19 protein-coding genes are annotated in these 12,892 nt (G+C 36.5%); 13 read left to right on the forward strand and 6 right to left on the reverse strand.

The features are described from left to right. Positions 1–3 precede the first annotated feature (3 nt). The 5 genes from ABDZ63_RS10440 to ABDZ63_RS10460 all read left to right on the forward strand — a co-directional run bounded on the left by ABDZ63_RS10440 (position 4) and on the right by ABDZ63_RS10460 (position 4,089). Positions 4–1,545, forward strand: coding sequence for a Na+/H+ antiporter NhaC family protein (locus ABDZ63_RS10440; protein ID WP_343783466.1), 1,542 nt, complete (start codon positions 4–6; stop codon positions 1,543–1,545). Positions 1,546–2,025: 480 nt separating this feature from the next. Then, positions 2,026–3,426, forward strand: a complete 1,401-nt coding sequence (locus ABDZ63_RS10445; protein WP_343783467.1) for a sodium-dependent transporter — start codon at positions 2,026–2,028, stop codon at positions 3,424–3,426. A 77-nt stretch (positions 3,427–3,503) separates the two neighbouring features. After that, the gene (locus ABDZ63_RS10450; protein ID WP_343783468.1) at positions 3,504–3,866 is read left to right on the forward strand and encodes a hypothetical protein; all 363 of its coding nucleotides are present in this window, start codon (positions 3,504–3,506) and stop codon (positions 3,864–3,866) included. Between the two features lie 42 nt (positions 3,867–3,908). Continuing rightward, a complete protein-coding gene (locus ABDZ63_RS10455) occupies positions 3,909–3,995 on the forward strand; it encodes a hypothetical protein (RefSeq protein WP_343783532.1) in 87 nt (28 codons plus the stop codon). Continuing rightward, positions 3,961–4,089, forward strand: coding sequence for a hypothetical protein (locus ABDZ63_RS10460; protein WP_343783469.1), 129 nt, complete (start codon positions 3,961–3,963; stop codon positions 4,087–4,089). The genes ABDZ63_RS10455 and ABDZ63_RS10460 overlap by 35 nt, the downstream gene beginning before the upstream one ends. Positions 4,090–4,138: 49 nt before the next feature. On the opposite strand, the gene ABDZ63_RS10465 is transcribed toward ABDZ63_RS10460, so the two are convergent. Beyond that, positions 4,139–5,113 (reverse strand): M23 family metallopeptidase, encoded by a 975-nt coding sequence (locus ABDZ63_RS10465; protein WP_343783470.1) that lies wholly within the window; start codon positions 5,111–5,113, stop codon positions 4,139–4,141. A 115-nt stretch (positions 5,114–5,228) separates the two neighbouring features. Between ABDZ63_RS10465 and ABDZ63_RS10470 the strand changes: the two genes are divergently transcribed. Continuing rightward, positions 5,229–5,501, forward strand: a complete 273-nt coding sequence (locus tag ABDZ63_RS10470; RefSeq protein ID WP_343783471.1) for a YutD family protein — start codon at positions 5,229–5,231, stop codon at positions 5,499–5,501. A gap of 64 nt (positions 5,502–5,565) precedes the next feature. Here ABDZ63_RS10470 and ABDZ63_RS10475 read toward each other — a convergent pair whose 3' ends face one another. Further along, complete coding sequence (locus ABDZ63_RS10475) at positions 5,566–5,841, reverse strand: cytosolic protein (protein WP_343783472.1); 276 nt, start codon at positions 5,839–5,841, stop codon at positions 5,566–5,568. A gap of 23 nt (positions 5,842–5,864) precedes the next feature. After that, positions 5,865–6,152 carry an SAV0927 family protein gene (locus tag ABDZ63_RS10480; protein WP_343783473.1) on the reverse strand — a complete coding sequence of 96 codons (288 nt, stop codon included), beginning with the start codon at positions 6,150–6,152 and terminating at the stop codon, positions 5,865–5,867. Positions 6,153–6,271: 119 nt separating this feature from the next. Between ABDZ63_RS10480 and ABDZ63_RS10485 the strand changes: the two genes are divergently transcribed. Beyond that, positions 6,272–6,721: a DUF86 domain-containing protein gene (locus tag ABDZ63_RS10485; RefSeq protein WP_343783474.1), complete on the forward strand. Its 450-nt coding sequence runs from the start codon at positions 6,272–6,274 to the stop codon at positions 6,719–6,721. Between the two features lie 4 nt (positions 6,722–6,725). Next, a complete protein-coding gene (locus ABDZ63_RS10490; RefSeq protein ID WP_343783475.1) occupies positions 6,726–7,496 on the forward strand; it encodes a TIGR01457 family HAD-type hydrolase in 771 nt (256 codons plus the stop codon). A gap of 1 nt (position 7,497) precedes the next feature. Here the strand turns inward: ABDZ63_RS10490 and ABDZ63_RS10495 are convergent, their stop codons facing one another. Further along, positions 7,498–7,989 carry a phosphatidylglycerophosphatase A family protein gene (locus tag ABDZ63_RS10495; RefSeq protein ID WP_343783476.1) on the reverse strand — a complete coding sequence of 164 codons (492 nt, stop codon included), beginning with the start codon at positions 7,987–7,989 and terminating at the stop codon, positions 7,498–7,500. 119 nt (positions 7,990–8,108) lie between these two features. Between ABDZ63_RS10495 and ABDZ63_RS10500 the strand changes: the two genes are divergently transcribed. Beyond that, positions 8,109–9,077, forward strand: coding sequence for a 2-hydroxyacid dehydrogenase (locus tag ABDZ63_RS10500; RefSeq protein WP_343783477.1), 969 nt, complete (start codon positions 8,109–8,111; stop codon positions 9,075–9,077). Between the two features lie 49 nt (positions 9,078–9,126). Here ABDZ63_RS10500 and ABDZ63_RS10505 read toward each other — a convergent pair whose 3' ends face one another. Then, positions 9,127–9,348 (reverse strand): NifU family protein, encoded by a 222-nt coding sequence (locus ABDZ63_RS10505; protein WP_343783478.1) that lies wholly within the window; start codon positions 9,346–9,348, stop codon positions 9,127–9,129. A gap of 177 nt (positions 9,349–9,525) precedes the next feature. Between ABDZ63_RS10505 and ABDZ63_RS10510 the strand changes: the two genes are divergently transcribed. The 4 genes from ABDZ63_RS10510 to ABDZ63_RS10525 all read left to right on the forward strand — a co-directional run bounded on the left by ABDZ63_RS10510 (position 9,526) and on the right by ABDZ63_RS10525 (position 11,482). Further along, the gene (locus ABDZ63_RS10510; protein ID WP_343783479.1) at positions 9,526–9,852 is read left to right on the forward strand and encodes a DUF1462 family protein; all 327 of its coding nucleotides are present in this window, start codon (positions 9,526–9,528) and stop codon (positions 9,850–9,852) included. 86 nt (positions 9,853–9,938) lie between these two features. Further along, the gene (locus ABDZ63_RS10515; RefSeq protein WP_343783480.1) at positions 9,939–10,175 is read left to right on the forward strand and encodes a YuzB family protein; all 237 of its coding nucleotides are present in this window, start codon (positions 9,939–9,941) and stop codon (positions 10,173–10,175) included. Between the two features lie 25 nt (positions 10,176–10,200). Next, positions 10,201–11,064 (forward strand): diaminopimelate epimerase, encoded by an 864-nt coding sequence (gene dapF / locus ABDZ63_RS10520; RefSeq protein WP_343783481.1) that lies wholly within the window; start codon positions 10,201–10,203, stop codon positions 11,062–11,064. A gap of 61 nt (positions 11,065–11,125) precedes the next feature. Continuing rightward, on the forward strand, positions 11,126–11,482 hold the full coding sequence (locus ABDZ63_RS10525) for a HesB/IscA family protein (protein ID WP_343783482.1): 357 nt from the start codon (positions 11,126–11,128) through the stop codon (positions 11,480–11,482). A gap of 319 nt (positions 11,483–11,801) precedes the next feature. On the opposite strand, the gene ABDZ63_RS10530 is transcribed toward ABDZ63_RS10525, so the two are convergent. Then, on the reverse strand, positions 11,802–12,797 hold the full coding sequence (locus tag ABDZ63_RS10530) for an NAD(P)/FAD-dependent oxidoreductase (RefSeq protein ID WP_343783533.1): 996 nt from the start codon (positions 12,795–12,797) through the stop codon (positions 11,802–11,804). Positions 12,798–12,892 lie beyond the last annotated feature (95 nt).

The raw sequence follows: 12,892 nt of genomic DNA on the forward strand, positions 1-12,892 counted from the left end.
ATAATGGAAGCAACAGTTTGGTCATTACTTCCACCACTTGTGATGATCGTACTTGTATTATTAACACGCAAAGTACTATTATCACTAGGTGCTGGAATCATTGTTGGGGCTTTAATGGTAGAAAGCTTTAACATTATTGGGACTGCTGAACGCATTTGGAACACCTTTCAGCATTTATTTTACATGGAAGGCGATTGGGATATTTGGAGCCTGCAATTAGTCGCTTTCTTACTATTACTAGGTATTTTAATTGCGTTTCTAACAGCAACTGGAGGAGCAGGGGCCTTTGGTAATTGGGCTGTTGGACGGATTAAAACAAGGAAAGGTTCACAATATACAACAGGATTATTAGGTTTAGGTATTTTTATTGATGATTACTTTAACAGTTTAACCATTGGGCAGGTATCTAGACCAGTTACTGACCGTCAAAATGTCTCAAGAGCAAAATTAGCTTATTTGATTGACTCCACATCAGCTCCAGTTACGGTATTAACACCAATATCAAGTTGGGGTGCCTATATTATTGGAATCATTGCTTCAATCATAGCAACTCATGAATTAGCTAATATGGGAGCATTAGAGGCGTTCATTCAAATGATTCCGTATAACTTTTATGCTATTGCTGCTATTTTGCTTGTATTTTTAGTCATTTACTTTAAATTAGATTTTGGACCAATGAAAAAGCATGAAAAGCGGGCTCAAGAAACAGGTGAGTTAATTGACCCGAACAACACAGATGTACCAGGTGACTTAAAAGGTGGCGTCATCGAAAATACAGGGGGTAAAGTCTATCATTTACTGATCCCAATTCTAGTATTACTAATTACAACAGTGACATCCATGATTGTAACAGGTGTTCAAGCAAGTGAGGGTGAAGCGACATTAGTATCGATCTTCGCAAATACAGATGTTAATTTATCACTTGTTCTTGGTGGTACTATCTCAGTTGTCGTTGCTATGTTGTTCTATAGTGTACAGCAAGGTGAGAAAACGAACTTCTTCTTAGTGACATGGGAAGGCATTAAAGCAATGCTTCCGGCTGTATATATATTAGTATTAGCTTGGATGATTGTATCGATTATTGAAGCCATTGGTACAGATCAATATCTAGTTGGTCTAGTAGAAGGTGCGGATTTAAATGCAGCGTATCTACCGTTAATTATTTTCTTAGTTGCTGGTATTATGGCGTTTGCAACAGGTACGTCTTGGGGCACATTTGGGTTAATGTTACCTATTGCTGGTTCAATGGCTGTAGCATTAGACCCAGGCTTATTAATTCCAGCATTGGCAGCTGTACTAGCTGGTTCTGTATTTGGAGATCATTGCTCACCAATTTCAGATACATCTGTCTTATCATCAACAGGTGCTGGGTCAAATCACTTAGACCACGTCATTACGCAGATCCCATATGCAGTTATGGCAGCATTATCAGCAACTTTAGGCTATCTAGCTTTAGCTTTAACAAGTTCTGTTTTTGTTGGTTTAATCCTAACCATAATTGTACTAGTAGGTTTAGTCTTATTATTAAAACAAATATTGAAATAGTTTCAATTAAAGATAGAGGACAACAATATTAGTTGTCATAATAGAAAATCCGAACGATTCATCATTTATGAACGCGTTCGGATTTTTTTCGTTTCGATTACGCGAAATTAAAGAAGCTTGAATGCTGAAAAAACTACCCAATCGAAACGTAAGATCTTTATAATAGTGTGAAATAATCATCCGTTGCTGCATATCCCTAAAAGGTAGAACGATTATTTTAAATATTTTAAACAACTATTGTCAGTTGGTGTCGATCTTTGTTAATATAAATATCGTTGCTCTCTTTAAAATATTGAATAATTCAAACTTTTTGACTAAGACTTTATAAAGTTTTTCAATTTTACTTGCAAAAAAATTGTCAAAAAATTATAATAAAACAAAATAGTCAATATATTTAAGGTGAGAGGGTTAGTACACTTTTAAATTTAAACAAGCAAAAGATGTACTAATTAAAAAAGTAATTGAAAGGGGAATATGATTATGCAGGGACGTGAACAGTGGGCTACAAGGCTCGGGTTTATTCTTGCGGCTGTTGGTTCAGCTGTAGGTCTAGGTAACATATGGCGTTTCTCTTATGTACTAGGAGAAGGTGGAGGATTTGCATTTTTACTAGCTTATATTATTTGTATCTTCTTAATTGGTTTACCGGTGTTACTAGCTGAGATTACAGTTGGTCGTAAAGGTCAATCAGATGCAGTTGGCTCATTTAATAAGCTAGCACCAGGAAAGTGGTGGAAACTCGGTGGTATTTTAGGTGTTTTATCTGGTACACTAATTCTTTCATTCTATGGTGTAATCGCAGGTTGGGTTATGTATTATGTGTATAGCTATTTAACAGGTTCTGCTGGAAGTGTTGCAGAAGGTGAATATGGTGCATATTTTGAAGGATTTGTTGGAAGTCCGATCGCACCAGTTTTTTGGCAAGTATTATTTATGGCAATAGTAATCGGTGTTGTATACTTCGGTATTAAGAAAGGAATCGAATTAGCAAACCGTACATTCATGCCGTTACTAGCTTTATTAGTGATTGTATTAGCGATTTATGGTTTAACGATGGAAGGTGCTGGTGAAGCATTAAACTTTATGTTTGCACCTGATTTTGCCCAATTAGGTAATATGGAAGTTTGGGGTATGGCAATTGGTCAGGCATTCTTCACTTTATCACTTGGTATGGGTGCTATGATTACATATGCATCTTACTTACCTAAAGAGACAAAGCTTCCAAGTGCTGCTGGTACAATTGTAACGTTAGATACGTTATTTGCGATTTTTGCTGGTTTAATGATTTTCCCAATTGTATTTACTTTCGGTTTAGACCCAGGAGATGGCCCAGGCCTAATCTTTATTACATTACCTGAAGCATTCGGTCAGTGGGGCACTGGTGGTACAATATTCGGTTTGTTCTTCTTCTTATTAGTTGCTGTTGCAGCTTTATCATCTGCAATTTCGCTATTAGAAGTAGGCGTATCGTGGGCGATGCGTCGCTTTGAATGGAGCCGTAAAAAAGCGACTTTAACTGCTGGTATTATTATTACAGCATTTGGTGTTCCTTCAGCATTATCTCAAGGTGGACCATTAAGCCAAGAAATTTTCGGATTACCGTTCTTAGATTTAATCGATACCGTTACCGACCAATACACATTAGCTCTTGGTGGTATGATTACAGCGCTATTTGTTGGTTGGGGTTGGAACAAGATAGAAGTATTACGTGAAACAGGTTTACAAGATACGACTGTTGGTGCTCTTTGGATTTGGTTCCTAAGAATCGTAGCGCCAATTGGAATCCTGTATATTGTAGCAAATAACTTCTATAACATGTTCTTAGCTTCAGAGGAATCAATGAGTTATTTAATCATCCAAATGATTAATTACTTCTTATAAGATAACATTTAAAAGCATGTGACTGTTTAAAAGCAGTCACATGCTTTTATTAATGGCTCTAATATATATGTTGGGGTTTGGATAAAATTCTGGCAAGTTTGGGTGGAGGCATTCGAGGAATTGCTTACCGGCGGACGCTTTCCGCGGGCACGGCCTCAGCTAACTTTGGCAAGAAAAGCATTTGCCAAAGTGGATCTTCGGCTCGCGCTGTTCCCGCAGGAGTCGCCGCCTCACGCAATTCCTCGGATGCTAGAAACGAGAGTGTCCCTTTTTCGACAAACAAGACTGGTATCTTCATCACTAGTGATAAATCCTCCTTATTGACGGAGGCCTATCTATTTAAAGAGCTTTATTGTGACTGGTTCCAAGAAGCGAAAGAGCTGGGACGTGAACATCTAAAGCAAATAAAGGAGCGCTTATACGACTTCTATACAGCGTGAAAAAAAGCAGGAATTCTTGAATTCGAAAAAGCTATAGAAACCATTCAAAACTGGCAAAAAGAAATCATGAATAGCTTTGGTTATAACTTACACAATGGTTACATTGAAGGGACAGACGAAAGTGATTAAGCGCCAAGCGTTTGGTTTTCGGCGGTTTGATCGCCTGCGACGAAAAGTGTTATTGCATCATAAATATAAGGATATACAAAGCCAAATGGCATAAATAAGGAGTGCTCTTAAAAAAGCACCCCAACATTTGACTTAGAACCTATTTATTCCCAACGCCTTAATGAAGGATATGGGTCAAACGCCCATTCGTGCTCTCCGTTATAACGATACATACCATAATGTAAGTGAGGTGGGAATTTGCCGGATGTTCCGACTGGTCCATAGCCTGATGAACCGACATATCCAATCACCTCCCCAGGTTCAACCATTGTCCCTTCTTCAATTCCGTCTTCAAATCCATTTAAGTGTGCATAATAATGATAAATATTTTGTGTATCTCGTATACCTACACGCCATCCTCCATAACGATTCCAACCCATAATTTCCACGATTCCATATGAGACAGAACGGACGGGTGTTCCATAAGAAGCAAAAATATCTGTTCCTTCATGGATGCGGTTACCCCCATATCCACGACCTGCTCCCCATGTTGAGCGATAAGAATAGTTATGGTATTCAGGAATTGGGAAGGCACGTTCATGTAAATCAACCGTTTGAAAGTGGTCAAACACCTTTGCATATTGATTAATTAGTTTTGCTGCTTTTTCTCTTCCATAAAATAATTCGAAAATTTCATCGTAAGTTTTTCCATTTCCTAATTGTTCATAAACATACATTCCCATTGTATATAATGCATCTTCATCATTGTTTGGATCTGCATATCCATTACCATTACCATCTTTTCCAATTCCATCAAAAAGCTGAATGACAGATTCTAGATGCTCTGTTTCAGAATCAAACGCTAATTGTCCGAACCATTTATGGTCAGGAAATTGAATTCCTGTTAATCGCTCATCATCAACTTCATTTATATTTCGTTCGTATTGATCAATGGCAGCTAAGTAGTACCACGGTATACTCGTTAGATTCTCAGTTTTTTTGTATAAATTGACTCTTTCATCATATTCATTAAATTCCTCATCATCTTCTTCAGCTAATATAGAATAGCCAGTAAATATAAAGAAAAGGCATGTGAATAGTATAGCGAATGAAAGCCTATAAGTTCTGCTATAGTTCATTACAGATAAACCCCTTTTATCGTGTTCTAAGATTTAGTGTGTTCATCTTTTTTAAAATCATGAGAGCGTTATTTAATGAATTTATGATACACTAGACTTAATCGAGGTGAATGACATGGAATTATTAGGACAACGTTATGAATTAATATATAGTTATCGAGATGGTTTTCAAGAAGATGTGATTGAGGAACGCTTTACAGACATTTTGACTAAGTATGATTATATTGTTGGCGATTGGGGATTTGGTCAATTAAGGTTAAAAGGGTTTTATGATGACCAGAGTCAAAAAGCTACATACGATACGAAAATTTCAACATTAGAGGATTATTTATACGAATACTGTAATTTTGGGTGTGCGTATTTCATTCTTAAACGTTCAGGAGAATAAGATGACCGGAAGCTTGTGTGATTCCGGTCATTTTTGAATTCGTCATTAAGGATCTTCCACTTAACTAATTCTTTTTACTGTCATCATCTAGCCCTTCGTTATGAGGATAATTTTCTGGCTGATGAGCGAAAGGATATTTACGTGGTAAATCTTCGTGAAGGTTTTTATTTTCATAGTTAAAGTTAGAATAATGACGCCGTTTAGGATCATGCTCTCTAGCTTGAAGGGGCTCATCATTAATGGGATTCCCATATGTCCCCTCTGGAAATTCTTGAGCGGCTTGATAATTTTGTTGGACTTCAACTGTTGCGAAGTCATCATGTTTTTTGCGTTTACCCACTGTATACCACCTCCTTATGTCCTTTAGTTAATAGCAGTAGACTCATTGCTAAAAACATTGCTTAAATAACCATGTAATTCTTCTGCCTCATAGTTATTTAAATGTAAAAAGTGGCAAAAATAATCAATGTCTTCCATTTGTGAGTCACATACTTCAGTGTAGCGAGATTTTTGTAGATCAATAATTAGACTTTTTTCATGATCACGATCGCTTTTAACAATTGCAATATCATAACGTCTTGAATCCCCCATGAAACTTACATAACGAATTTGTGCTTCATTTGTTTCATCTGCAAGGGTTCTGTTTAACATAAAGTCTCAGCTCCTATGGTATTCTTCACCTATAGCATTCCTCAAGTTTTAAGAAATATGAGAACTATAAAATGAAGAATTAATTGTGTTAAACTAATGACTTGAAAGGAAGTGGTTTAGTGTATTTTGTTGACCAGGAAAAAATCGACCAAACGTTATTCTATATGGATCAAATGTTAAATACATATGAAAACAATTCGTTTAATACTCATGTCGAACAGCTTGCTATAGAACGAATTGTTCATATGACAATTGAATCGATTATTGATGTTGGGAATATGATGATTGATGGCTTTATTATGCGAGACCCAGGTAGTTATGATGATATTATTGATATTTTAATCGATGAGAAAGTAATACCCGAACATGATGAAGATTCTTATAAAAGCATTATTGCTCTTAGACATATGTTAGTTCGAAATTATTCTAACGTTAACCATAAAGAGTTGGTTGAGATAATGGACCAACAGATTAATACTTTAAAGAATTTTTCGAAGCATGTATTTGCATACTTAGAGAAGGAAATGGGTCCTATTACAGCTTTTAAAAAAAGAGAAGGTGAAGTTTAAGGTTATGAAAGCATATAAAGCTTATTTTATTGATTTAGATGGAACGATGTATAGAGGGAAAGAGGCCATACCAGAAGCAAAAGAATTTATCAGACAACTGCAAGAAAATCAAGCGCCCTATCTATTTGTGACCAATAATTCTTCTAGAACTAGGATGAAAACAGTTGAAAATCTTAAGAAGCACGGTATCGAAGCTAAAGAAGAGCAAGTCTTAACCCCTTCGATCGCAGCAGCAAATTATATTAAGCAGAATGATCCTCATGCCACAGTTTATTTTATTGGTGAAAAAGGTGTAGAAGATGCATTAAGGAGTGAAGGGGTCGAACTGACAACGAAAAACCCTGATTATGTCGTTGTTGGAATTGACCGTCACAATAGTTATAAGAAGATTAAGGATGCTTGTCTTCATATACAAAATGGAGCTAAATTTTTAGCGACGAACCCTGATATTCGTGTACCAACAGAAGAAGGGTTTGTTCCAGGAAATGGGGCATATGTTAATTTAATAAAAGAAGTAACGAAAACTGAACCCATAATTGTTGGGAAGCCTGATCGTTTAATGATTGATGTAGCTTTAAAAGAATTAAATGTAGAGCCTAGTGATGCGATTATGGTTGGAGATAATTATGAAACAGATATTAAAGCAGGCATTCGAGCAGGTTTGGACACTCTACATGTTCAAACAGGCGTCACTTCAAAAGAGGACTTAAAAGATGTAGAAGTTCAGCCAACGTATTCTCTTGCTACGCTGGCTGAATGGCAAGTGAATGTTTAATTTAATCATCTTCCGGTTCGCGATACTCTTGACTGTGAGCTAAACGACTTGAGGCTGCTGCGGCAATTGCACCAACGATATCATCTAAAAATGTGTGGCAACCGTTTGCTTTGTCATTTAATGCTTCAAGAATACCGGGTTTAACTTTATCTATATACCCATAGTTAGTAAATCCAATTGACCCATAAACATTAATAATTGAAAAAGCTATTATTTCATCTATTCCATATAATCCTTCATCATTTTCAATCATCGTTTGTAATGGTTCTTGTAATTGTTCTTGCTCAGCTAGTTCATCAATTTGAATCCCAGTCAGTATTGCATTTTGGACTTCACGTTTTTGTAGTACTTTTTCTACATTTTCAAAGCATTCTTCTTGTGATAAGTTTTCATGATATTTAGACTGGAGAAAATGAACTAATTCAGCAATATCATTGATAGTAACACCGCGTTTTTCCAACAATTGTATAGCAGTTATTTCTAAAGATTCCATAGCAACTGTTCCTTTCTAGATTATTTCATTTAATTTATGCGAAACTAACACTCAGTATTAGTTAGATTGTACGTTTAAAGTAAAACAATGCAATGAGCTTATAAACTTGAGGTGATGGTATGACTAGACCGTTTGTTTTTATTACACGAAAAATATCTGATAATGTTGTGTCCATGTTAGAGCAACATTTTTTAGTTGAAATGTGGTGTGAGGAAGAAGAGGTGATTCCACGCGAGCTGTTAATGGAGAAGGCGAAACAAGCTGATGCGTTATTAACAATGTTAACAGATAAGATTGATGAAGAGTTACTCACTCAATCACCATATCTTAAAGTCGTTGCCAATTTAGCGGTCGGCTACGATAATATTGACTTAGAAGCGGCAAAAAAGAACAATGTTACGGTGACAAATACACCTGATGTATTAACGGATACAACAGCTGATTTAACGTTTTCATTATTGACGGCAACAGCTAGAAGAATTCCAGAAGCGATTGATTATATAAAGGATGATCAATGGAAATCTTGGTCGCCATATATGCTAGCAGGTTCAGACATTCACCATAAGACAATAGGTATTGTTGGGTTAGGTAATATCGGTCAAGCCGTTGCGAAAAGAGCGACAGGATTTGATATGGAGATTCTTTATTACAATCGATCAAGAAAACAGGATATAGAGTCTGAACTTGGTGTGAAATATGTCTCATTTGAAGACTTGCTGAATAGATCTGACTTTGTTGTTTGTATGACACCACTATCAAAAGAAACAGAAGGTATGTTTAATCGTGAAGTATTTAAACAAATGAAAGACACTGCTATCTTTATTAATTCATCTAGAGGTGGTGTTGTGAATGAAGAAGATCTATTCAAAGCGCTAGAAAGTGGCGAAATAAAAGCAGCGGGATTAGATGTCTTTCAAAATGAGCCGATTGGTGCGGACCATCCGTTGTTAACATTAGATCAAGTTGTTGCTTTGCCTCATATTGGCTCTTCCAGTTTGGAGACGAGAACAGAAATGATGGAATTAGCAGCTCGGAACATAAAACAAGTACTAAACGGGGGAAAAGCTTTAACACCTGTGCACATTTAATTATAAAAAAGAGCTGGTATTTAAAACCAGCTCTTTGGCTTTGGGTGGATTAGAAGATTTGTTCTACTTCTTGTACGCCAGGTACTTCTGCGATTAATGCACGTTCTATTCCAGCTTTAAGAGTGATCGCTGAGCTTGGGCAATTTCCACATGCACCTTTCAAACGAAGAAGCACGATGCCTTCATCTACATCTACTAATTCAACGTCTCCACCGTCTCTTAGTAAAAATGGGCGTAATTTATTAATAACCTCTTGCACTTGATCGAACATCGCTCATCTTCCCCTTTCATATTTATATTATAAATAAGATCTGTAAAAAAATCTATTCTTGAACACGAAAACGCTAAAATTTATTGAGAACCATTTTCATTTTAACTTGAAGCAAAAGTTTTGTAAAATATAATAAAGTATAGTTAAACGTATTTGACTGCTAAAGGGAGGATCATGATGGAGAATCAAATTGAGTTAGTTGTATATGGTGCAGATGTGCTATGTCCAAGTTGTGTTAATTTACCGAGTTCTAAGGAACAATATGATTGGTTACAAGCTGCTATTTCAAGAAAATTTGGCGATAATGGCGTCATTTATAAATATGTCGATATTTATAATCCACCTGAAGAAAAGCCTTATCAACAGTTTGCAACTAAGGTGATTGATGAAGATATGTTTTATCCAGTCGTATTAGTTGAAGGAGAAGTTGTCGGGGAAGGGAATCCTCGTTTGAAAACGATCTATAAAGCTTTAGAGAAAAAAGGTTTAAAACCTGAGTCGTGAGCATAATTGCGTGTAATAATAACCTTATGCTAGCATATCTGCAGGGTTCTATAATTGAAGAAAAGAACTTTAGGAGTGTATGAAAAATGAACCCGATTATCGAATTTTGTGTTAATAATTTAATTAGTGGTTCACAAGCTGCATTTGAACAATTAAGTAAAGACCCAGATTTAGATGTCATTGAATACGGTTGCACGAGTCATTGTGGAATATGTGCAATGGGGCTATTTGCGATCGTAAACGGTGAATGTATCATGGCTGATTCAGCAGATGAGCTTGTTGATAAAGTTTATGAACATTTAGAAGAAAACCCTGTATTTTAATCAAAATAATAGAGAGGTAAGACCGATGAAGATTCCTTTTACGAAGATGCACGGCTTAGGTAATAACTATATTTATATTGATGGTTTTCAATTTGAAATAAAAGAAGACAAAATACCGGAAGTTTCAAAGGAAATTTCCAATGTTAATACAGGTATTGGCTCTGATGGTTTAATTATGGTGTTACCATCAAAAATTGCCGATGTTCGTATGCGTATCTTTAATAAAGATGGTTCTGAGGCTATGAATTGTGGTAATGGTTTACGTAGTGTAGCAAAATTCGCTTTTGAACATGGGTACGTCCAATCGACAGAATTTCAAATCGAGGCTAAGTCTGGTGTAGTTAATGCGACTGTTCAATTAAATAATGATGAAACGGTTGATAGTATTACAATTGATATGGGCCCGCCGATTCTTGAACGAGAAAAAATTCCAATGAAAACTGAACAAGGAAACCCTCATGAACGCGTAATTGCTGAATCATTCGAAGTAGAAGGTGAAGAATATTCAGCTACGGCGGTATCAATGGGTAATCCTCATATCATATTTTATGTAGAGGATATAGAGAAAGCTCCAATTCACGCAATAGGCCCACTTGTAACAGATGACTCTCGTTTCCCAGAAGGTGTCAATGTTGAGTTCGTTCAAGTAATTAATGAGCGTGAAATTATTTTTAGAGTTTGGGAACGTGGTTCGGGTATTACCCAAGCGTGTGGAACAGGTGCATGTGCGGCAGTTGTCTCGTCTGTTCTTAATGGTTATGTTAATAAAGGTCAAGAAGTAACCGTACATTTAGACGGTGGTGATTTATGGATTTCATGGTTAGATAATGGCCATGTGTTAATGAGAGGTCCTGCAGTTACAGTTGCAGAAGGAGTGTTTTGGTCTTAAGCTCGTTTAATTGAATGACTGAATATAAGCTAGTATACTTGAAGTAGGGGAGGTATTATGTATGGCTATTAACTTATCAGAAGCAGCAAACTTACAAGTAAAAGAAATGTTAAAAGATGAAACAGCTGAAGAAGTTTACCTACGCTTTGGTGTGAAAGGTGGCGGGTGCAGCGGCTTATCTTATAAATTAGGTTTTGATTATGATAAGAAGGAAACAGACCGCGAATTTGAACAAAATGGCATTCCGATTATTATTGCTGAGATGGACGTTCCAATTATTGAAGGAACAACGATCGATTTTAAACAAAATATGATGGGTGGCGGATTTACGATTGAAAATCCGAATGCAATCGTATCATGTGGTTGTGGTTCATCGTTTAAAGCTCCTGGTGTAGAAGGCCAACCAGGTAACTGTTAATGTCAGACTTTTGCTGATTTTAGTTAACTAAAAGAGATTGGGACAAAAGGATTGATGTCTGGTGAAAACACGAACGTTTAGTATTTCACCTTAGTTGACCAGTTACTTTATGGAATCAAAATGCGTAGACTCCCGCGGGTGCAAAGGCAAAGGTGAGACTACAGTGCATAGCACGAGTAGGCTCACCAGGCCCGCGGAAAGCGAAGCATTTTGCATTTTGGTGGAGCGATGATTAGAAAATTAGACCCGAACGAATTTGAATTATAATTTCGTTCGGGTCTTGTGTATTAATGCTTAGTTTTGTCTCAGCCTCTTTTGTTTAATCATTAAACATATGCGTTGAGTGTTTCGGTTGCAGACGTGCATTAGGGTCCATTCTAGCCATTGCATTATTAACAGCAGTAGGACCTTCACCGAAACCAGCAGCAATTAACTTGACCTTTCCTGGATACGTAATAATATCTCCAGCACCATAAATTCCTTCAACATTTGTTTCCATTCTTGTATTAACGACGATATCATTTTTCTCTATTTCTAAGCCCCAATTCTTAATTGGGCCTATTTGTGAAACGAACCCGTAATTTACAATCAAGTCGTCTACATCAACTTCTAATATTTCTTCTGACTTCGCTTTTTGTAAAATAACTTTTTCAATCGCTTCTTCACCCTCTAATGATTGCGGAATGTATGGCGTTAAAATTTCAACAGATGATTGCTTTAACTGAGCAACACTATGCTCATGTGCTCGGAATTGATCACGTCTGTGTACCAGACTAACTTGTTTGGCTATTGGCTCTAACATTAAAGCCCAATCAACTGCTGAGTCACCACCGCCACAAATCATGACTTTACGATCACGGAAGGATTCAATATTTGTAATATAGTAATGCAGGTTATGGTCTTCATACTGTTCAGTTCCTTCAATGCGTAATTTACGTGGTTCAAAAGCACCGTTTCCTGCGGTTATTATGACAGCTTTTGCATAAAATACATCTTGATTAGTTGTTAATTTAAATAGGTTCTCCTCAATCTTCTCTATGGATTGCACAGCTTCATCGAGCGTAATCGTTGGATTAAAAGGTTTAGCTTGTTCATATAAACTATCGACAAGACCTTGAGCTGTAACTTTCGGAAAACCTGCAACATCGTAAATATATTTCTCTGGATATAAGGCAGTAAGCTGACCACCGATATGAGGTAAGCTTTCGATGATTTGTACATCAGCTTGACGAAGCCCACCATAAAAGGCAGTGAATAAACCAACAGGGCCAGCGCCAATAATAGCTATATCTTTAACGTGTTCGTTCATATCTATTCCTCCAACTTCCTTAAAAAATCATATAAACACCATCAAACATTATAACATCACATGTATTGATTGATAAATGTTTTGCAAACTAAAAAGCGACT

The sequence above is a fragment of the Alkalibacillus silvisoli genome (genome assembly GCF_039521975.1).
Taxonomy (GTDB): Bacteria; Bacillota; Bacilli; order Bacillales; family Alkalibacillaceae; genus Alkalibacillus; species Alkalibacillus silvisoli.

Excerpts from the sequence above, each read along its gene's own strand:
- ABDZ63_RS10465 (WP_343783470.1), bottom strand. The coding sequence starts at position 5,113 with ATGAACTATAGCAGAACTTATAGGCTTTCATTCGCTATACTATTCACA.
- ABDZ63_RS10470 (WP_343783471.1), top strand. The coding sequence starts at position 5,229 with ATGGAATTATTAGGACAACGTTATGAATTAATATATAGTTATCGAGAT.
- ABDZ63_RS10490 (WP_343783475.1), top strand. The coding sequence starts at position 6,726 with ATGAAAGCATATAAAGCTTATTTTATTGATTTAGATGGAACGATGTAT.
- ABDZ63_RS10515 (WP_343783480.1), top strand. The coding sequence starts at position 9,939 with ATGAACCCGATTATCGAATTTTGTGTTAATAATTTAATTAGTGGTTCA.
- ABDZ63_RS10440 (WP_343783466.1), top strand. The coding sequence starts at position 4 with ATGGAAGCAACAGTTTGGTCATTACTTCCACCACTTGTGATGATCGTA.
- ABDZ63_RS10525 (WP_343783482.1), top strand. The coding sequence starts at position 11,126 with ATGGCTATTAACTTATCAGAAGCAGCAAACTTACAAGTAAAAGAAATG.
- dapF (WP_343783481.1), top strand. The coding sequence starts at position 10,201 with ATGAAGATTCCTTTTACGAAGATGCACGGCTTAGGTAATAACTATATT.
- ABDZ63_RS10500 (WP_343783477.1), top strand. The coding sequence starts at position 8,109 with ATGACTAGACCGTTTGTTTTTATTACACGAAAAATATCTGATAATGTT.
- ABDZ63_RS10510 (WP_343783479.1), top strand. The coding sequence starts at position 9,526 with ATGGAGAATCAAATTGAGTTAGTTGTATATGGTGCAGATGTGCTATGT.
- ABDZ63_RS10495 (WP_343783476.1), bottom strand. The coding sequence starts at position 7,989 with ATGGAATCTTTAGAAATAACTGCTATACAATTGTTGGAAAAACGCGGT.
- ABDZ63_RS10445 (WP_343783467.1), top strand. The coding sequence starts at position 2,026 with ATGCAGGGACGTGAACAGTGGGCTACAAGGCTCGGGTTTATTCTTGCG.
- ABDZ63_RS10505 (WP_343783478.1), bottom strand. The coding sequence starts at position 9,348 with ATGTTCGATCAAGTGCAAGAGGTTATTAATAAATTACGCCCATTTTTA.
- ABDZ63_RS10480 (WP_343783473.1), bottom strand. The coding sequence starts at position 6,152 with ATGTTAAACAGAACCCTTGCAGATGAAACAAATGAAGCACAAATTCGT.
- ABDZ63_RS10460 (WP_343783469.1), top strand. The coding sequence starts at position 3,961 with ATGGTTACATTGAAGGGACAGACGAAAGTGATTAAGCGCCAAGCGTTT.